Annotated in this window: 16 protein-coding genes and 1 riboswitch; of the genes, 9 read left to right on the top strand and 7 right to left on the bottom strand. The window is 65.6% G+C overall.

The genetic code is table 11. The annotated features are described in order from the left end of the window. The first annotated feature begins 108 nt into the window (after positions 1 to 108). Positions 109 to 765 (top strand): VOC family protein, encoded by a 657-nt coding sequence (locus tag V6657_RS17355; protein WP_048935235.1) that lies wholly within the window; start codon positions 109 to 111, stop codon positions 763 to 765. An 11-nt stretch (positions 766 to 776) separates the two neighbouring features. Here V6657_RS17355 and V6657_RS17360 read toward each other — a convergent pair whose 3' ends face one another. Continuing rightward, positions 777 to 1685, bottom strand: a complete 909-nt coding sequence (locus V6657_RS17360; protein WP_048935234.1) for a LysR substrate-binding domain-containing protein — start codon at positions 1683 to 1685, stop codon at positions 777 to 779. Positions 1686 to 1788: 103 nt separating this feature from the next. Here V6657_RS17360 and V6657_RS17365 point away from each other — a divergent pair, with 103 nt between their 5' ends. Continuing rightward, entirely contained in the window at positions 1789 to 2397 is a 609-nt protein-coding gene (locus V6657_RS17365; protein ID WP_048935233.1) for a LysE family translocator, read from the top strand. On the opposite strand, the gene V6657_RS17370 is transcribed toward V6657_RS17365, so the two are convergent. Then, a complete protein-coding gene (locus V6657_RS17370) occupies positions 2398 to 3762 on the bottom strand; it encodes a coniferyl aldehyde dehydrogenase (RefSeq protein WP_248694768.1) in 1365 nt (454 codons plus the stop codon). A gap of 407 nt (positions 3763 to 4169) precedes the next feature. Between V6657_RS17370 and V6657_RS17375 the strand changes: the two genes are divergently transcribed. After that, positions 4170 to 5888 (top strand): GMC family oxidoreductase N-terminal domain-containing protein, encoded by a 1719-nt coding sequence (locus tag V6657_RS17375; RefSeq protein ID WP_048935232.1) that lies wholly within the window; start codon positions 4170 to 4172, stop codon positions 5886 to 5888. A 284-nt stretch (positions 5889 to 6172) separates the two neighbouring features. Here V6657_RS17375 and V6657_RS17380 read toward each other — a convergent pair whose 3' ends face one another. From V6657_RS17380 to V6657_RS17395, 4 genes are all read right to left on the bottom strand, one after another. Continuing rightward, positions 6173 to 7078, bottom strand: coding sequence for an amino acid ABC transporter substrate-binding protein (locus V6657_RS17380; protein ID WP_048935231.1), 906 nt, complete (start codon positions 7076 to 7078; stop codon positions 6173 to 6175). 256 nt (positions 7079 to 7334) lie between these two features. Beyond that, positions 7335 to 8231, bottom strand: a complete 897-nt coding sequence (locus V6657_RS17385; RefSeq protein ID WP_048935230.1) for an amino acid ABC transporter substrate-binding protein — start codon at positions 8229 to 8231, stop codon at positions 7335 to 7337. A gap of 112 nt (positions 8232 to 8343) precedes the next feature. After that, positions 8344 to 10005 carry an acyl-CoA dehydrogenase family protein gene (locus tag V6657_RS17390; protein ID WP_048935229.1) on the bottom strand — a complete coding sequence of 554 codons (1662 nt, stop codon included), beginning with the start codon at positions 10003 to 10005 and terminating at the stop codon, positions 8344 to 8346. 78 nt (positions 10006 to 10083) lie between these two features. Further along, positions 10084 to 11268 carry a nitronate monooxygenase family protein gene (locus tag V6657_RS17395; protein WP_048935228.1) on the bottom strand — a complete coding sequence of 395 codons (1185 nt, stop codon included), beginning with the start codon at positions 11266 to 11268 and terminating at the stop codon, positions 10084 to 10086. A 217-nt stretch (positions 11269 to 11485) separates the two neighbouring features. After that, positions 11486 to 11587, top strand: a riboswitch (TPP riboswitch). A gap of 92 nt (positions 11588 to 11679) precedes the next feature. Between V6657_RS17395 and thiC the strand changes: the two genes are divergently transcribed. The 6 genes from thiC to V6657_RS17425 all read left to right on the top strand — a co-directional run bounded on the left by thiC (position 11680) and on the right by V6657_RS17425 (position 17552). Further along, entirely contained in the window at positions 11680 to 13575 is a 1896-nt protein-coding gene (thiC, locus tag V6657_RS17400; RefSeq protein WP_048935227.1) for a phosphomethylpyrimidine synthase ThiC, read from the top strand. A gap of 13 nt (positions 13576 to 13588) precedes the next feature. Next, positions 13589 to 14734, top strand: a complete 1146-nt coding sequence (locus V6657_RS17405; RefSeq protein WP_048935226.1) for an FAD-dependent oxidoreductase — start codon at positions 13589 to 13591, stop codon at positions 14732 to 14734. After that, on the top strand, positions 14731 to 14946 hold the full coding sequence (gene thiS / locus V6657_RS17410; RefSeq protein ID WP_048935225.1) for a sulfur carrier protein ThiS: 216 nt from the start codon (positions 14731 to 14733) through the stop codon (positions 14944 to 14946). Before V6657_RS17405 ends, thiS begins: the two co-directional genes overlap by 4 nt. A gap of 9 nt (positions 14947 to 14955) precedes the next feature. Then, positions 14956 to 15783, top strand: a complete 828-nt coding sequence (locus tag V6657_RS17415; protein ID WP_048935224.1) for a thiazole synthase — start codon at positions 14956 to 14958, stop codon at positions 15781 to 15783. Further along, entirely contained in the window at positions 15780 to 16934 is a 1155-nt protein-coding gene (locus tag V6657_RS17420; protein WP_048935223.1) for a thiamine phosphate synthase, read from the top strand. The genes V6657_RS17415 and V6657_RS17420 overlap by 4 nt, the downstream gene beginning before the upstream one ends. Before the next feature lie 138 nt (positions 16935 to 17072). After that, positions 17073 to 17552 (top strand): VOC family protein, encoded by a 480-nt coding sequence (locus V6657_RS17425; RefSeq protein WP_048935222.1) that lies wholly within the window; start codon positions 17073 to 17075, stop codon positions 17550 to 17552. 66 nt (positions 17553 to 17618) lie between these two features. Here V6657_RS17425 and V6657_RS17430 read toward each other — a convergent pair whose 3' ends face one another. Further along, on the bottom strand, positions 17619 to 17972 hold the full coding sequence (locus V6657_RS17430; RefSeq protein WP_048935221.1) for a DUF4369 domain-containing protein: 354 nt from the start codon (positions 17970 to 17972) through the stop codon (positions 17619 to 17621). Between the last annotated feature and the right edge of the window lie 15 nt (positions 17973 to 17987).

Below are 17987 nucleotides of genomic sequence, written 5' to 3' on the forward strand. Positions count from 1 at the left end.
GATGCCGGTAACAAGCCACCAGCCAAAACGACTACCCAAGAACGCCATGCAGTGCCCTGTGGCATCCTGAGCCCCGCAGATTTCTGACGCAGTCCAACGGGAGCTGTCTTGAAGATCGACCACATCGCCTTCGCAGCGCAATCTCTCGACCAGGCGCACGCGTATGCCTTGCAGAGGTTCGGCGTGAAGCTGCCAGCCGGAGGCAAGCATCCCTTGATGGGAACGCACAACCTGGTGACGCGGATTGCGCCGGGCATCTTCCTCGAATTCATTGCCATTGACCCGGAAGCACCCGCGCCAAACCGGACCCGCTGGTTTGCGCTGGACCGCCTCATGCAGGAAGGCAAGCTGGAAGACGCGCCCCTGTTGTTTGGCTGGGTTGCCAGCCTTCCCGGTTTGGCACGCAACGCGATCGAGTCACCGCAACATGAGCTGCTTGAGGTGTCTCGCGGTGGTCTGCGATGGCACTTCTTCCACCGCAAGGATGGTGAGGCGGAAGCCGGTGGATGCCTGCCGGCCATGATCGACTGGGCCGGAGGTAATAGCCCCGTCGACAACATGCAGGATGTCGGCCTCCACCTGAACCAATTCCAACTCGCCCATCCGGAGATGGCCGCCATTCGCGCAAAGCTGGATGGATTGGGCTGGGATGCAGCCTGCCCGGAGAATCGGTATGTCGCATTTGCCGATGCGGCGCAGCCTGCATTGACGCTCGTGCTCGACACGCCGAATGGGCGCGTGCAGATCGAGGGCGGCGGCGTGTAACTGCTGGCCGATCAGGCCGCGCGATCCCAACCGGTTCCGATCACGCGCCGCTCTCCGACCCGGTGCCGCGTAGAGAACCCTTCACGAATACATTGCCCCAGCGCCTGCGCCGCTGCACTCGCGCCCTGAGCGGGCAATAGCAGGCTGATTGCAAACATCGGCAGTTCGGGCAGGCCGGCTTCGGGCCCGATGATGTCCAGATCCGCTGGCACCGTTGGCGTGAGCCACGCCGTGACAGCCAACCCGGTACGCACTGTCGCGGTGGTCGCTTCGATATTGCCGCTCTCAAACACCGTGCGCCATTCAATGCCGTGCTCGCCCAGCACCTTGAGCACACGGGCGCGGAAGGCGCAGCTCTCATCCACCATCGACAGGGGCAGTGGCCGCTTCGCATGCACGTTGCCGCCGCGTGCGCCCACCCATACCAGGCGCTCCACGCACAGGCATTCACCGGTGGCTTCGTCCACCGGGGCTTCGACCACCGCGACGTCCAGTTCGCCGCGCGCGATGCCCTCGGCCAGCTCGGGTGATGTGCCACACACGATGGTCAGCTCCACCGACGGCCACGCCTCGGTAAACGCCTTGAAGATGGGCGGCAAGATCGTGCCGACCAGGTCATACGGCACGCCCAGGCGCACCGGACCCTGCAACGGGCGTGCGGCCATGTCGGCCCAGACTTCATCGTTGAGCGCGAGCAGGCGCTTGGCGCGGCCGAGGAAGCGCTCACCCGCGTGAGTGAGTTCAAGCCGTCGGCCGTCGCGCTCGAACAGGCGGCATTCGAAGGCGTCTTCGAGCCGCTTGATCTGCTGGCTGACGGCGCCCTGCGTGAGGTGCAGCGCATTGGCCGCCACCGTCATGCTGGCGTTTTCCGCCACGGCAACGAAGGTGCGGACGAGGGTGATGTCGAGGTTCTTGGCCATCGATGCATTCTAGGTGCTAATGCATGACATCAAAAACCTTCGATTTGCTAATGGTTTGCGGCGCTCTACAGTGGGGCGTCCATCACGCGCCCCGGGTGCCTTCATGCCAGCCGACCTGCTTCCCTCTATTGCGCCGCTCGTGCTGTTTGCCGTGGTGTCGACGGTGTCACCGGGCGGTGCCACCACGCTGGCGACGGCATCAGGCTCGCAGTTCGGGTTTCGGCGCTCGATTCCGTTGATGGTGGGGATTGCCGTGGGGCTGGCCTCGCTGGCGGCGGGTGCTTCGGCGGGCTTGGCCGGATTGCTGCTGGCCGCGCCAGGGCTGCTGCTGGTGATGAAGGCAGCGGGTTCCGCCTACCTGCTCTGGCTCGCGTGGAAGGTGGCGCGTAGCGGGCCGCCCAACCTGAACGCCAACGCCACCGTGCCCACCACGCTGCTCGGCGGTGCGTGCCTGCTGTGGCTGAACCCGAAGGGCTGGGCGATGGCGCTGGGCGCGGCGGCCTCGTTTGCGATGCTGGCGAACGGCCCGCTAAAACTGGCGATGCTGTTGGGCGCGACCTTCGGGCTGGCGGCACTCGCATCGCTGTCGCTGTGGTGCGCGGCGGGCATTGTGCTGGCGCGGCTGCTAAAGACGCCGCGCCAGTGGCGTGTGCTCAATGCGGTGTTGGGCGTGCTGCTGGCCACCTCCATCGCGCCGATGTGGATGTCCTGATCAGCGCATCAGCAGCTTCATCATCGAGTCGAACGTCTTGCCGTACGGCGCGCGGAACATGCCCAGCCCGTTGAGCTTCGCTTGCTTGAACACCGGCTTCATCTTCGAGAACCGCTCGAACCCGTGGATGCCGTGATACGCGCCCATGCCGCTGGCGCCCACGCCGCCAAACGGCAAGTCGTCCTGCGCCACGTGCAACAGCGTCTCATTGATGCACACGCCGCCGGCAATGGTGCTGGCCATCACGCGGTCAACGGTGCTGCCGTTGCGCTCGAACAGGTACAGCGCCAGCGGACGCGGGCGGGCGTTGATGTAGTCGATCGCTTCACCCAGCGTGCGGTACGGCACCAGCGGCAGCAGCGGGCCGAAGATCTCTTCCTGCATGACGCGCATCGCGTCGGTGCCGCCGGTGATGAGCGCAGGCGGGAATTGCCGCGTGTCTGCGCTGGGCGCGGTATTGGTGAGCGGCAGTACCTGGGCGCCCTGCTCGCGCGCCTCGTCGGCCAGGCTGGTCATGCGCTGGAAGTGGCGCGGGCTGATGATCGTCGTGTAGTCGCGGTTGCTCGCCATGTTGGGGTACATCTTGCCGACCAGCTTGCGTGCAGCTTCGATAAAGCGTTGCTCGGTGCCGGCGGGCAGCAGCACGTAGTCGGGTGCCACGCAGGTCTGCCCCGCATTGAGCAGCTTGCCGACCAGCGTGCGTTCCACCGCGCGATCAAAGTCCGCATCGGGCCCGATGATGGTGGGCGACTTGCCGCCCAGTTCCAGCGTCACCGGCGTGAGGTTGTCTGCCGCCGCACGCATGACGTGGTGGCCAACGTTGGTCGAGCCCGTAAACAACAGATGGTCGAACGGCAGCCGCGAGAACGCCTCGGCCACGGCGGCATCGCCATTGATGACGCGCACTTCATCGGCGGCAAAGTGGCGCTCGACCAGATCGGCAAACAGCGCGGAGAAGCGCGGCGTGTATTCCGAGAGCTTCACCATCGCCCGGTTGCCCGCGGTGAGTGCAGAGACGAGCGGCCCGATGGTCAGATAGATCGGGTAGTTCCACGGCACGACGATGCCCGCCACGCCCAGCGGCTGCGGAATCAGCCGCGTGCTGGCGGGCCGGAACCACAGGCTCACGCCGCGCCGCTGCACGCGCATCCAGCGCTTGCCATGCGACAGCGCGTGCTTGATGCCGTCCACGCTCGGGAAGATTTCCAGCAACTCGGTTTCCTGCCGCGAGCGGTTGCCGAAGTCTGCGCTGACGGCCTGGACGATGGCATCACGGTTGTCCATGACGAGGCGCTTGAGGCGCTCCAGCCGGTCGCGGCGCACGGGCCACGCGGGCAGCATGTCGGTCTGGTGGGCGGCGCGCATGGCCTCAAAGGTTTGCTGCATGCGCAGCAGGTGCGGGGCGGGCAGGTCGGCAGGTTGCATGGTGATGCTCCTGGCAAGGGTGGGTGCAATTGCAAAGGAGTATGGTCGCCCGGGTCGCCTTGCGAAGCCCTGATACGGCCGCACCGTGTGCGGCATGGCGCCCTCGCAGTCGCCAGGGCAGCCGCACATCGGCCGTGGAATATCGCGATGCAGCATGCCGCATTGCCAAGTGCGGCAGGCCTGTCGGCCCAGTCGCTGTCGATTTTGCTGCGTGACATCGAACGATGCCTCTAATGCGGGTTAGCCCGACCGTTTGAAACAACCCGTGGCGCCTAGGATGTGAGTTCGTGACCGGCAGCCAGCCGGCGGCGGCGCTCGCCCAATAAAAAACACATCCGGAGACACCCATGGCCAACGATTCGCTCACCTTCGACTACGTCATCGTCGGCGCCGGCTCGGCCGGTTGCGCGCTGGCTGCTCGCCTGACAGAAGACCCGGATGTGACGGTTGCCCTGCTCGAAGCCGGGCCGCATGACCACCACTTCTCGGTGTGGGTGCCGGCGGGGTGTGCCGCATCGCTGCCGTTCAAGAACAAGCGCAACTACGGGTTTGAGACCGTGCCCCAGCCCGGCCTGGGCGGGCGCCAGGGCTACCAGCCGCGTGGGCGCGGGCTGGGCGGCAGCTCGTCGCTCAACGCGATGATCTACATCCGCGGCACGCACAACGACTACGACCACTGGGCCGCGCTCGGCTGCACCGGCTGGGGCTGGAACGACGTGCTGCCCTACTTCAAACGTTCGGAAGGCAACGAACGCTTTGCCGGCCGCGATGACGACGCACTGCACGGCGGCACCGGCCCGCTGCACGTGAGCGACCTGCGCACCGGCAACCCGATCGCCCGCCGCTTTGTCGATGCCGCCGCCGCCGCCGGCTACCGCTGCAACGACGATTTCAACGGCCCCGACCAGGAAGGCGTAGGCCCGTACCAAGTCACGCAATACAACGGCGAGCGCTGGAACGCTGCACGCGCCTATCTGCACGGTGGCGACAAGACGGACACCACCTACAACCGTGGCCGCCGCCAATTGACGGTGCTGCCCGACACGCAGGCGCTGCGCATCGTGTTCGAAGGCAAGCGCGCGACGGGCGTGGTGGTGGATCGCGGTGGCCGCACCGAGACCCTGCAGGCGCGGCGCGAGGTGATCGTGTCTTCTGGCGCGTTCGGCTCGCCGCAGTTGCTGATGGCCTCGGGCGTGGGCCCGGCCGAGCACCTGCGCTCACTCGGCATCCCGGTCGTGCAGGACCTGCCCGGTGTCGGCCAGAACCTGCAAGACCACCTCGACATCATCCTGCACAAGAAGACCTTCAACCTGGACTTGATCGGCTATTCACTGCGCGGCAGCGTGCACATGCTGGGCGAGATCCTGCGCTATCGCCGCGAGCGGCGCGGCATGATCGCCACCAATTTTGCCGAGGCCGGCGGCTTCATCAAGAGCCGCCCCGATCTGGCCGAACCCGATTTGCAACTGCACTTCGTGGTCGCCATGGCCGACAACCACAACCGCACGTTCAACTACGGCCACGGCTATTCATGCCACGTGTGCGTGCTGCGCCCGAAGAGCCGCGGCGAGGTGCGCCTGGCGACAACCGATACGCGCGATGCACCGCTCATCGATCCGAAGTTCCTGTCCGACCCGGACGACATGAACGGCATGCTGGCAGGCTTCCGCGCGGTGAAGCGCATCTTCGCGCAGCAGCCGCTGGCCGAGCTGGGCGGGCGTGAACTGTATTCGAGTGGGATTCGAGGAGATGGCTCCGACGACGAAGCCGTGCGCGCACTGATCCGCCAGCACGCAGACACCATCTATCACCCGGTAGGCACCTGCAAGATGGGCAGCGCCGACGATGCGATGGCCGTGGTGGATCCGGAACTGCGTGTGCGTGGCGTGAGCGGCCTGCGCGTCGTCGACGGCTCGGTCATGCCCACGCTGATTGGTGGTAACACCAACGCCCCGATCATCATGATTGCCGAGCGTGCGGCGGACTTGATCCGCCAGGGCGGACGCCCGACGCTGAATGTAGCGGCAGGGACTTCTGCGCAAACCACGGCGGCCGCGGTGCACTAAGCAACAGAACATGCCTTGGCGCTAACTCACGCACACCGTTGGTGTGGCCGTACCTTGCCCTAGATGGCGCCTTGAATTTCTGTTGCAGGGAGGAAAAAGAAGGGAGGCTGTCTGAGCGCAGCGAGTTTGCCTCCCTTCCCTCCCTGCGACAGAAATTCAAGGAGGGGGTCGCCATCTCGGGCGCGCCTTTCTTTGCTTACTTTCTTTGGCAAGACAAAGAAAGTGAGTCAGCCCCGGCAGGGGATGAAACAAGGATGAACCAACAACATCCATCCCCGCTCGGATCAGTTACCAGCGCTATCAGTCGGCGTATTGAACGAGTCCCGCAGCAAATAGCTCATCGGCACTTCCAGATTCACGCCATTCGGCGGAATCGGCTGCTGAAACCACTTCTTGTAAAGCTTCGGCACCTCGCCATCCACGATCAGCCGCGTCATCGACTGGTCGATCATCTTCTTGAACTCCGGATCCTGCTTGCTGAGCATGATCGCGTACGACGACACCAGCTGCGTCTTGCCGGCCACCGTGAAGTCCGCCGGGTTCTTGGCCGTGGCACGCATGCCCGAGAGCAGGATGTCATCACCCGCAAACGCATTGGCACGGCCATCAGCCAGCATGGCGAAGGCGCTACGCAGATCGTTGGCATCCACCACCCGCATCGTCATGCCGCTCTCATTGAGCTTGCGTGCCAGCTCCGCATTGGTCGACCCACGCGCCGCCACCACCGTCTTGCCGTTCAGGTCTTCCCACTGCTGAATGCCCGAGTTCGCCTTGACCAGCATGCGCCCCTTGGTGATGTAGTGCGGAATGGTGAAGGCCACCTTCTCGCGGCGATCCGGCGAGTTGTTGGTCGAGCCGCATTCCATGTCGGCCTTGCCCGAGGTGATCACGTCCATACGGGTGGCGGCCGTCACCGGCATGTACTGCACCTTCAGGTCCGGGCGCTTGAGCGACGTGCGCAGCGAATCGATCAGCCGCGAGCAGATGTCGATCGTGTAGCCGACCGGCTTGGTGCCGTCGAGGTACGAGAACGGGATGGAGTCTTCACGGTAGGCCACGCGCACCGTGCCGGAATCGCGGATGCGATCGAGCGTTGGGGTGGAAGCCACTGCGTTGGAAGCGGAAACAGCAAAGAACGCCGCAGGAACGGCAAGCGCGGCCAGCAGCCACGTGCGCGCAGGGAACAGCATCGTCAAAGGTCCTAGGAGAGAGTTAGGGCTCTAATGGCACGACTTGCTGCGCCGTTGCCCTGTCGGCGCTGCAATCTTCGCAATCGTTTGCCCAGCAGGGCCGAGCCGATTGCGCAGAACCGGCTTGCGCGCCGTCACTCCCCCGGGGAATGCCAAAACGTGAAGCAATGTCACGCGCCGCCATGGGCGCGCATTATGGCCTGATTGCGGGTATACCCTCAAGCACCTTCGCGGTGCATGGATCCCGGGTGTTGCGTCAGTCCGCCACCTTGTCAGTCGGGAACTTGAACGAGTCGCGCAGCAGGAAGCTCATCGGGATGTCCAGATGCACGCCGTTGGGCGGAATGGGCTGCTGGAACCACTTCTTGTAGAGCTTTTCTGCTTCGCCATCGAGGATCGTGCGCGACATCGCCAGGTCGATCACCTTCTTGAACTCGGCATCGTCCTTGCCCAGCATGATCGCGTACGGCGCCACCGCCAAGTTGGAGCCGACCACCGCATAGTCCGCCGGGTTGGGCGAGGTGGCCCGAAAGCCATAGAGCAGCACGTCGTCCATCGCAAAGGCGTCAGCCTTGCCAGCCGCCACCATGCCGAAGGCCTCGGCGTGGTCCTTGGCCTCGATCAGGTTGACCTTGAGCACGCGCGCATCGGCCATCGCACGGATCTGCCCGCCGTTGGTGCTGCCACGTGTGGACACCACCGTCTTGTTGTTGAGGTCTTCCCAACGGTGGATGCCCGCGCTGGTCTTCACCAGCATGCGGCTACTGGCAATGTAATGCGGGATAGTGAACGCTACCTTTTCACGCCGCTCGCGCGTGTTGTTGGTGGAGCCGCATTCCAGATCCGCCTTGCCTTCGGTGACGGCGGCGATGCGTGTGGCGGGCGTCACGGCCACGTATTCCACCTTCAGCGCCTTCAGGTCGGGCCGCTTGACCGCCACCTTGATCGCGTCGACCAGCCGTGCGCACAGGTCGATCGAGTACCCCACCGGTTTGCCGGCATCGAGGTAGGAGAACGGCACGGAGTTCTCGCGATAGGCCAGCCGGACGGTGCCGGTGTCGCGGATGCGGTCGAGTACGGGGGATGCAGCCAACGCCTGGAAAGCGCACAACGCCAGGCCGGCCGCGAGCAAGGCGCGGGTCGGGTGCGGCACGGGGGATGTCTCCTGTTTGTTCTTTTTATGCCGGGCGTGGGCGCGCGGCCCAGCTACCCTAGGCGATGCGGACTTTCATCCCGCTTTCACCGGTTTTGTCTTCCCCGGGTCTTCACACGGGCCACGCGCGCTGCAGCACGGCGCCCAATTCCTGCGCGTGCCCATCCAACGTGCCGAACACGCGGCCATGTTGATGATGGAAGCGGCTGGCGATGAAGCGCTCTGCGTCGTCGGGGTGAGCGTGGGACAGCATCAGCGCGGCCTGCGCGGTGAGTGCCAGCCCCTGGGCGATGCGGCGGGCGGAGGTCTCCTGGATGTCGCCCGGCTGATGCAGCATCGCCTGCAGTGCGGCCAGTTCGGCGCGTACGGCACGGTGCCCTTGCGCGCGCTCGCCGATGTCGTGCACCAGGCGCAGCGCGTCGTCCGGCGTGCGGGCGATGGCGCGCAGCACGTCCAGGCACATCACGTTGCCCGAGCCTTCCCAGATGGAGTTGACCGGCGCCTCGCGGTACAGGCGCGCCATCGGCCCCTCTTCCACATAGCCGTTGCCGCCCCAGACTTCCATCGCCTCGCCCGTGGCTTCGATGGCGCGTTTGCAGACCCAGAACTTGGCGGCGGGTGTGACGATGCGTTTCCAGGCGGCCGCCAGCGGGTCGGCATCCGCACGCTCGAAGGCGCTGCCCAGTTCCATCATCAGCAGGGTCGCGGCTTGTGATTCGAGTGCGAGGTCGGCCAGCACGTTGCGCATGAGCGGCTGATCGGCCAGCAGGCGGCCGAACGCCATGCGGTGCCGCGCGTGGTGTAGCGCCTGCATCAGCGCGTGGCGCAGGATGCCTGCGCTGCCGATCACGCAGTCGAGCCGCGTGTGGGTCGCCATTTCGATGATGGTCGGAATGCCGCGCCCCTCTTCGCCGATGAGGATGCCCTCCGCGCCGCGGAACTCCACTTCGCTGCTGGCGTTCGAGCGATTGCCGAGTTTGTCTTTCAGGCGCTGGATCTGGATCGGGTTCTTGCTACCGTCGTCACGGAAGCGCGGCACGAAGAAGCACGACAGCGGGCCATCTTCCGCGCCCATGCGCGCGACCACCAAGTGCGCATCGCACATCGGCGCCGAGAAGAACCACTTGTGCCCGGTGATGGCGTATGTCGCGCCGCGCCCCTCGCCGCGCAGGGGTGTCGCCACCGTGGTGTTGCTGCGCACGTCCGAGCCGCCCTGCTTTTCGGTCATGCCCATGCCGATGAGGATGGCGGTTTTCTGGCGCCACGGCAGATCGCGCGCATCGTGTTCGCGGGCGTAGAGGCGGGGCCCCAGGTCGGCAAACAGCGTGGCCTCTTTCTGCAACACGGGGATGCTGGCGAAGGTCATCGTGGCCGGGCACAGGGTGCCGGATTCGATCTGCGCCTGCATGTAATAGCCCGCCGTGCGCGCGGCCCAGGCGCCGGGGCGCGGCTCGGCAAACGGCAGGGCCTGCAGGCACTGGCTGCGCATCAGGCCGAGCAGCGCGTGCCAGGCGGGGTCGAAGCGGATGGCGTCGATGCGCTCGCCGGTGCGGCTGTGGGTGTGGAGTTCGGGGTGGTACGTGTTGGCTTCGGTGGCCCACCGCAAGGTCTCGGGGGCGCCGAGCTGGTCACCGAAGACTTGCAGCGCGCTGGCGTTCCAACCGCCACCCAGGCGTTCGAGTGCGCCTTGCAGCGTGGTGTCGGACGTGAAGGGGTTGAAGCCGGTCAGGTCCGGGACCTGGTTGAAGACGCGGTGCGTGGCCTCGGTGGGCATTGGGGGTCTCCTGGAGTGTCACGTTTGTTGTGAACCCATGGTAGACCACCGATGGTTTGCGCGGCTGGAGGCAGGTTTCTATACGGCGGTGGCGGCTTCCGCGTGCGTTTCAGACGCCGTGAGTACCGGTTTCTCCCCCGTCAGCAGGTAGTGCATCAACTCACGCACCGGCCGAATGGCCTCCCCAAACGGCAGCTTGCCTGCACCGCGGAAGAACAGCCCCCGCTCCACATCCCCCCGCAGCGCCTGCGCCAGCTTCAGGTCGATGCAGAACTGCCCCACTTTGCCGATGCCATCCCGCAGCCCGCACGTCTGCAGGCAATCGAAGCCCTGCAGGCAATCGCGCACCTTGGCCTTGGCCTGCAGTGCGCTCTCACGTGAGAGATAACGCGACAACCAAGGCGTCATCACCGCCCGCGCCGGCAACCCTGCCACGCTGACGAACTCGCCGATATCGCCCTGTTCGGCGCCGGTCAGCACGCGTTTGAAGCGCTCGTGTGCATCGCCCTCTTCGGTCACGGCAAACGCCGTGCCGAGCTGCACGGCCGCAGCGCCCTTGTCGAGCCAATGCTTCACCTTGGCATGCGAATCAATGCCGCCGGCCAGGATGATCGGGATCTGCTCCGCCGCCAGTCCCAGCTTGATGAACAGTTCACGGCATTCATCCAGCACGCGCGCGAAGGAGAACCGCTCGTCGCGTAAATCTTCGATGCACGCCGCGCCCAGGTGCCCACCGGCGTGCGTCGGGTGTTCGATCACCACCGCATCCGGCAAGCGCGCCTTCCTCATCCACCGCTTGAGCACGACGCCCACGCCGCGCGAGTCGGAAAGAATCGGAATGAGCGCCACCTTCGGATACGCCGCCGTCATCTCCGGCAGATCGAGCGGCAGCCCCGCGCCCATGACGATCGCATCCGCGCCGCTCTCACACGCCTGCCGTACCAGCGCGGGGTGCGATTCCACCGCCTTCATCACATTCACGGCGATCAGGCCGTTGCCCTGGCTGCCTTCGCGCGCGGCACGGATCTCGCGGTCCAGCGCGACGAGGTTGGCGGCGTTGATGGCGTCCTTGTCATGCGACTTTTCCGTGGCGGCCACGAGGTCCGCGTGGTGATGCCGCAAGTCGATGCTGGCGATGGTGCCCACGCCGCCTTCGCGCGCCACGGCACCAGCCAGCCGGTGCGCCGAAATACCCACGCCCATCCCGCCCTGCACGATGGGCACGAGGCTGCGCCCCGCAAGTGTGAAACGACGCTCCAGCATGACAACTCCCCGCGGCGTTTGCCGCAATGCAATAGAAAATGGGTTCGAGCGTCGCATAGGTGAAACATCGGCGGATTGCGCCAGATCAAGGCAGGTGGAGTCCGTGCGGGTTGCCGCACATTGCACGCCGGTCAGGACTGAAATGACCGGCCAATCGTCACCTGAGGGGAATTCGTGCTGGCAACGCTGGCAGCCCTGTGCTTAAATTCAGCCTCGTTGGATGAAACAGGGGTGCCGTACGGATGGGCCGTGCGGCTGAGAGAGTCCCTTCGCACCCGATCCGGTTCGTACCGGCGTGGGAAGTTTCAGAACACCGCGTAGTCTCTGGCAGATCACCCTCACTGATCGCGCCACCTCTCCCGGTTTCGTCCACAGCCTGCTCCACCAGGCCACAGAATCCAGGACGAGACCATGCCCCAAGCCAAAAACGCCCCCGCCGCATCGTTCGACTCGCTGCAGTCCGAGCTCGATCAGAAATTCGCGTATCCCGCTTCCAGCAAGACCTACATCGCCGGCAGCCGCCCGGACATCCGCGTGCCGATGCGCACCATCAAGCAGACCGCCACGCGCACCGATAAGGGCGAAATGCTGAACCCGCCGGTGCCCGTGTACGACACCTCGGGCCCGTACTCCGACCCGGACGTGCACATCGACCTGAAGGCTGGCCTCGCCCCGCTGCGCGCCAAGTGGATCGACGAGCGCGGTGATACGGAAATCCTCTCGGGGCTGTCGTCCGAATACGGCCGCACGCGTGCCAATGACCCGGCTACGGCCCACCTGCGCTTTGCACAGCTGACGAACCCGCGCCGCGCCAAGCCGGGCGCCAACGTGAGCCAGATGCACTACGCGCGTCGCGGCATCATCACGCCGGAAATGGAATACGTCGCGCTGCGCGAATCGCTGAACCTGCAGGCGCTGCAAGACAAGCCCGAGTACCGCCAACTGCTCAAGCAGCATCCGGGCTTCTCGTACGGCGCGAACCTGCCGCAGCGCCCCGAAGACATCACGCCGGAATTCGTGCGCGCAGAAATCGCCGCCGGCCGCGCGATCATCCCCGCCAACATCAACCACACGGAACTGGAGCCGATGGCCATCGGCCGCAACTTCCGCGTGAAGATCAACGGCAACCTCGGCAATTCGGCGGTCACCTCGTCGCTGGCGGAGGAAGTGGAAAAGATGGTGTGGGCGATCCGCTGGGGCGCCGACACGATCATGGACTTGTCTACCGGCAAGCACATTCACGAAACGCGTGAATGGATTCTGCGCAACTCGCCGGTGCCCATCGGCACGGTGCCCATCTACCAGGCGCTGGACAAGACCGGCGGCGTGGCCGAAGACCTGACGTGGGAGATGTTCCGCGACACGCTGATCGAGCAGGCCGAGCAAGGCGTGGACTACTTCACCATCCACGCCGGCGTGCTGCTGCGTTATGTGCCGCTCACGGCCGACCGCATCACGGGCATCGTCTCGCGCGGTGGTTCGATCATGGCCAAGTGGTGCCTGGCGCATCACAAGGAAAACTTCCTGTACACGCACTTCGACGAGATCTGCGAAATCATGAAGGCGTACGACGTGTCGTTCAGCCTGGGTGATGGCCTGCGCCCGGGTTGCATTGCCGACTCGAACGACGCCGCGCAGTTCGGCGAGCTGCACACGCTGGGTGAACTCACCAAGAAGGCGTGGGAGCACGACGTGCAGGTGATGATCGAAGGCCCGGGCCACGTGCCGCTGCAGCGCGTGCAAGCCAACATGGACGAAGAGCTGAAGCACTGCTTCGAAGCCCCGTTCTACACGCTCGGCCCGCTGGTGACGGACATCGCCCCCGGCTACGACCACATCACCAGCGGCATTGGCGCGGCCAACATCGGTTGGTACGGCACGGCCATGCTCTGCTACGTCACGCCCAAGGAACACCTGGGTCTGCCCGACAAGGAAGACGTGCGCGAAGGCATCATCACCTACAAGATCGCTGCACATGCAGCGGACTTGGCGAAGGGCTGGCCGGGCGCGCAGCTGCGTGACAACGCGCTGTCCAAGGCACGCTTCGAGTTCCGCTGGGAAGACCAGTTCAACCTCGGCCTCGACCCGGAAAAGGCACGTGCCTTCCACGACGAGACGCTGCCGGCTGAAGGCGCGAAGATTGCGCACTTCTGCTCGATGTGCGGTCCGAAGTTCTGCTCGATGAAGATCACGCAGGAAGTGCGTGACTACGCGGCTTCGCTCGACGCCAACACCACTGCTGCAACCCAGGGCATGGAAGAGAAGTCGATCGAGTTCCGCAAGACGGGCAGCAAGATCTACAGCTAATCCAGCAGGCGAAATGCCAACTCCCACTCCGTTCGACGTAACGATCCTCGGTGGCGGCCTCGCTGGCCGCCTGTGTGCCTGGCAACTCGTGCAGGCCGGCGTGCCGGCAGCGCGCATTGCCGTGGTGGAGCGCGGCGCGCGCGACGGCAGCAGTGCTGCTGCGTACGTGGCGGCAGCCATGCTGGCGCCGCTGGCCGAAGCTGCCGTGGCGGATCGTTTTGTCGTCGACTTGGGGTTGGCTAGCCTGGCGCTGTGGCGCGACTGGCTGCCGAAGCTGCGTACGCCGGTGTTCTTCCAAGAGGCTGGCACGTTGGTCGTGTGGCATGCGGCCGACCGTGGTGAGGCATCGCTGTTTGCCAACCACGTGCGTGCTGCCGCGCCGGCCGAGCGCGTTGCCGCAGATTTGCGCGCGGTAGACGCCGCCGGCATCGCCGCATTGGAACCGCTGCTTGCGCAACGCTTCACGCAGGGGCTGTATCTGGCGGGCGAAGGCCAGCTCGATAACCGCACCTTGCTCGGTGCGCTGGCGACGGAACTGGAAGCGTTCGGTGTGCAACTGCGCTGGAACACGGAAGTCGCTGATCCGCGCCCGGAAGCACTCGCGGCGAACGGCCTTGGCGCACGTCTCGTGCTCGACTGCCGTGGCCTTGGTGCCAAGCCCCAATGGCCGCGTCTGCGCGGTCTGCGCGGTGAGGTGGCGCGCATTCATGCGCCCGATGTGTCGCTCACGCGGCCGGTGCGCATGCTGCATCCGCGCTATCCGCTGTACATCGCGCCCAAGCCGGGCAACGTCTACGTGATCGGCGCGACCGAGATCGAATCCGACGACATGTCGCCGGCCAGCGTGCGCTCCACGCTGGAGTTGCTGTCGGCGGCCTACGCCGTGCACCCCGCCTTTGGCGAGGCGCGCGTGCTGGAACTGAACACGCAGTGCCGCCCGACCCTGCCCGATCATCGCCCGGCCCTTCGCTGGGACGGCGCTGGCACGCTGTCGGTGAATGGCCTGTACCGGCACGGCTACATGATCGCGCCCGCCGTCACCCAAGCTGCGGTGGCGGTTGCGCGTGATCTGCTGGACGGCCGTGCCATTGATGCGAACGACAGTGAATGGCCCGAGCTGTTCGCCCCTGCTGCATCGCCTGAACCTGTTTTGTCATGACGCTGAACGTCACCCTCAACGACCTGTCGCTCGCACTGCCTGCCGGCAGCACGCTGGCCGACGCCATTGGCGCGGCTGCGTCGCAACTGCAGATCGCGCCGCCGTTTGCTGCCTCCGTGAACGGCGATTTCGTGCCCAAGGCGCGCCACGCGCAGCACGCGCTCAACACAGGCGATCGCATTGCACTCGTGCAGCCTGTTGTGGGCGGCTAGGAGTTTTTGATGTCGACAACCAATCTTTCCACCGTGGCCGATCCGCTGCGCTTGTACGACGAGACCTTCGCCTCGCGCCTGCTGCTCGGCACCGCGCGTTATCCATCGCCGCAATCGCTGGAAGACGCGGTGCGTGTCTCCAACCCGGCCATGCTGACCGTCGCATTGCGCCGCCAGAGCGCGGGCTCACCAGAAGGCGGTGCCGGCTTCTGGAAAATGCTGCGCGAACTCGACGTGCCTGTGCTGCCAAATACAGCTGGCTGCTATTCCGCCGACGAGGCCTACACCCTCGCGCAGATGTCGCGCGAAGTGTTCGAGACGGACTGGATCAAGCTCGAAGTCATCGGCGACGACTACACGCTGCAGCCCGACACGCTCGCGCTGCCCGCAGCGGCCGAACGCCTCATCAAAGATGGTTTCAAGGTGCTGCCGTATTGCACCGAAGACCTCGTGCTGTGCCGCCGCCTGCTCGACGTCGGCTGCCAGGCGCTGATGCCGTGGGCCGCACCCATCGGCACCGGCCGTGGGCCCACCAACCCGTACGGCCTGCGCCTGCTGCGCGAACGCCTACCCAACGTGCCGCTCATCGTCGATGCGGGCCTGGGTGTGCCGTCGCACGCCACGCAGGTGATGGAGTGGGGCTACGACGCCGTGCTGCTCAACACCGCTGTCGCGCAAGCCGGTGATCCGGTGGCGATGGCGCAGGCGTTCGCGATGGCCACGCAGGCTGGCCGCCTCGCACGTCTGTCCGGCCCGATGCCCGAGCGCGATGTGGCGCAAGCCAGCACCCCCGTGGTGGGTTTGCCCTTCTGGCATGCAGAAGAGAAAAGCGCATGAGCATGTCGTCCCTGCGTTTTTCCGCCGCGTGGCCGGAAGCGGCTGCCCTCGCTGCGCAGATCGTCGATCGCCACACCGAAGCCTTAGGCCGCGCCCCGCACGCGTGGAGCGTGACCGACCGCGCCGATGAAGCGACCACGGCCACCACAGTCCTGCTGACCACCGATGCTGCACAGGCCGACCGCGCCCGCGTGGCTGGCGCTGCTGTCGTACTCAGCGAGACGCGCGGTGCCGAACGCATCGACACCGTGCACGACCGCCTCGGTACGTATCGCTTCATGTCGGTGGCGCACGGCGATGCGCTCGACGCACGCTTTGTCGCCATCTTCGGCGCGGCACTCGCGCTGGCGTTCGAGCCGCGCGATGCACTGTGCGTGGCCCGCGCGTGGATCGCCGAAGCGAATGCCGATGCGCTGGCGTGGCCCACTCGCTTCAACGCCCTGCCCCGCGTGCTCGAACCTGCGTTGCCGTGCCCGACCGCAGCGGACCTCGCCTTCGCACCGTGCCCGACGCAGCTCGGCATCTACGCCGTGGTGCCGGATGCGGAATGGATCGCACGCCTCGTCGCGCTCAAGGTGCCGACCGTGCAGTTGCGCTTCAAGTCGGATGACGCACAAGCCGTAGCTGACCAGGTGCGCCGCGCAGAAGCCGCCGCACGCGGTAGCGACACGCGCCTGTTCATCAACGACCACTGGCAAGTCGCGCTCGACGTGCATGCCCAGGTGGCGAGCAGCGGCATCTACGGCATTCACCTCGGTCAGGAAGATATTGACGACGCAGACTTGGTCGCGATCCGCTCGGCGGGTTTGCGACTCGGCATCAGCACGCACGGCTTTGCCGAGATGCTGCGCGTCGCTCCGCTGAACCCGAGCTACCTCGCGCTGGGCGCCGTGTTTGCCACGCCCACCAAGACCATGCCGACCGTGCCGCAGGGCCTGGGCCGGTTGTTCGCCTACGCGGCCGCCATGCGCACACGCGTGCCGGCGCCCCCGCTGGTGGCGATAGGCGGGATCGATCTAGCGGCAATGCCGCGTGTGCTGGAATCCGGTGTCGGCTGCGTGGCCGTGGTGCGTGCCATCACGCAGGCCGACGATGTGCCGGCGGCGGTACAGGCGCTGCAAGCGACGTTCGCGGCGCACGTGCGCGCCTGATGTCACGCAAGGGTTGCGCAACGCAGTTTGCGTCCCATGATTGCCCCACAAGCGCCATCTCACTGTCCTATCCTGTTCGTGCGCTGCCCCGGTCGTTGCCGGGGCGGCGCATCCTCATTCACGCTGCAGGAGACAGACATGGCGGTCAAGCCCATTCCCGAGGGTTACCACAGCGTCACCCCGTACCTGAGCATCAAAGGCGCCGCACGCGCGCTCGATTTCTACAAGCAGGCCTTCGGTGCCACCGAACTGCTTCGCATGGATGGCCCCAACGGCACCATCGCGCACGCTGAAATCCGCATTGGCGATTCCCCCATCATGTTGTCGGACGAGGCCCCGAACATGGTTTGTGCCAGCCCCGATACGCTGCAGGCAACATCCGTCGGGCTGATGATCTACGTGCCCAACGTCGATGCCGTGTTTGCCAACGCGCTCAAGGCTGGCGGCACGGAAGTCCGCCCCGTGGTGGATCAGTTCTATGGCGACCGCTCCGGCACGCTCAAAGACCCGTTCGGCCACGTGTGGACCGTGTCCACCCACGTGGAAGATGTGTCGCCTGAAGAGATGAATCGGCGTATGGAAAAGTGGACGAAGGAACAGGCCGGCGCATCGGCTTGAGTCGGCGAGCTCCAACGAAAAAGCGCGGACCGTGATCCGCGCTTTTTCTTGGTCGGCGTGGGTCGCCTAACGCGGCACGCAGGTCACCTGCACGTTGTTCACATCATTGGTGGCCGTGCCGCTGGCGTTGGTCACCGTGCAGTTGGCCGACGCCGGCTGCGCGCTGATCGTCACCAGATAGCTGCCGTTGAACGGTACCAGCCCGCCAAACACGAACCTGCCGTTTGCCGCGACGGTCTGGCTGTCGCGGCCGTTGTTGAGCAGCACGATGGACTGGCCGCCTGGTAGCCCGCTGATCGTGCCGCCAATCGAAAAGTTGCTGCCGAAGTCACTGACAAGGCTCGCGTTGCAGGCGGCCAGCAGCCCGCACAACGCGGCCATGGGAAGCATGCGGATCCTCTTGATCGGCAGACGCGTCATGGCAGCTCCTTTGGA

The organism is Ralstonia sp. RRA (assembly GCF_037023145.1).
Lineage (GTDB): Bacteria > Pseudomonadota > Gammaproteobacteria > Burkholderiales > Burkholderiaceae > Ralstonia.

Excerpts from the sequence above, each read along its gene's own strand:
- V6657_RS17360 (WP_048935234.1), bottom strand. The coding sequence starts at position 1,685 with ATGGCCAAGAACCTCGACATCACCCTCGTCCGCACCTTCGTTGCCGTG.
- V6657_RS17365 (WP_048935233.1), top strand. The coding sequence starts at position 1,789 with ATGCCAGCCGACCTGCTTCCCTCTATTGCGCCGCTCGTGCTGTTTGCC.
- V6657_RS17370 (WP_248694768.1), bottom strand. The coding sequence starts at position 3,762 with ATGCGCGCCGCCCACCAGACCGACATGCTGCCCGCGTGGCCCGTGCGC.
- V6657_RS17375 (WP_048935232.1), top strand. The coding sequence starts at position 4,170 with ATGGCCAACGATTCGCTCACCTTCGACTACGTCATCGTCGGCGCCGGC.
- V6657_RS17380 (WP_048935231.1), bottom strand. The coding sequence starts at position 7,078 with ATGCTGTTCCCTGCGCGCACGTGGCTGCTGGCCGCGCTTGCCGTTCCT.
- V6657_RS17390 (WP_048935229.1), bottom strand. The coding sequence starts at position 10,005 with ATGCCCACCGAGGCCACGCACCGCGTCTTCAACCAGGTCCCGGACCTG.
- V6657_RS17395 (WP_048935228.1), bottom strand. The coding sequence starts at position 11,268 with ATGCTGGAGCGTCGTTTCACACTTGCGGGGCGCAGCCTCGTGCCCATC.
- thiC (WP_048935227.1), top strand. The coding sequence starts at position 11,680 with ATGCCCCAAGCCAAAAACGCCCCCGCCGCATCGTTCGACTCGCTGCAG.
- V6657_RS17405 (WP_048935226.1), top strand. The coding sequence starts at position 13,589 with ATGCCAACTCCCACTCCGTTCGACGTAACGATCCTCGGTGGCGGCCTC.
- thiS (WP_048935225.1), top strand. The coding sequence starts at position 14,731 with ATGACGCTGAACGTCACCCTCAACGACCTGTCGCTCGCACTGCCTGCC.
- V6657_RS17415 (WP_048935224.1), top strand. The coding sequence starts at position 14,956 with ATGTCGACAACCAATCTTTCCACCGTGGCCGATCCGCTGCGCTTGTAC.
- V6657_RS17420 (WP_048935223.1), top strand. The coding sequence starts at position 15,780 with ATGAGCATGTCGTCCCTGCGTTTTTCCGCCGCGTGGCCGGAAGCGGCT.
- V6657_RS17425 (WP_048935222.1), top strand. The coding sequence starts at position 17,073 with ATGGCGGTCAAGCCCATTCCCGAGGGTTACCACAGCGTCACCCCGTAC.
- V6657_RS17430 (WP_048935221.1), bottom strand. The coding sequence starts at position 17,972 with ATGACGCGTCTGCCGATCAAGAGGATCCGCATGCTTCCCATGGCCGCG.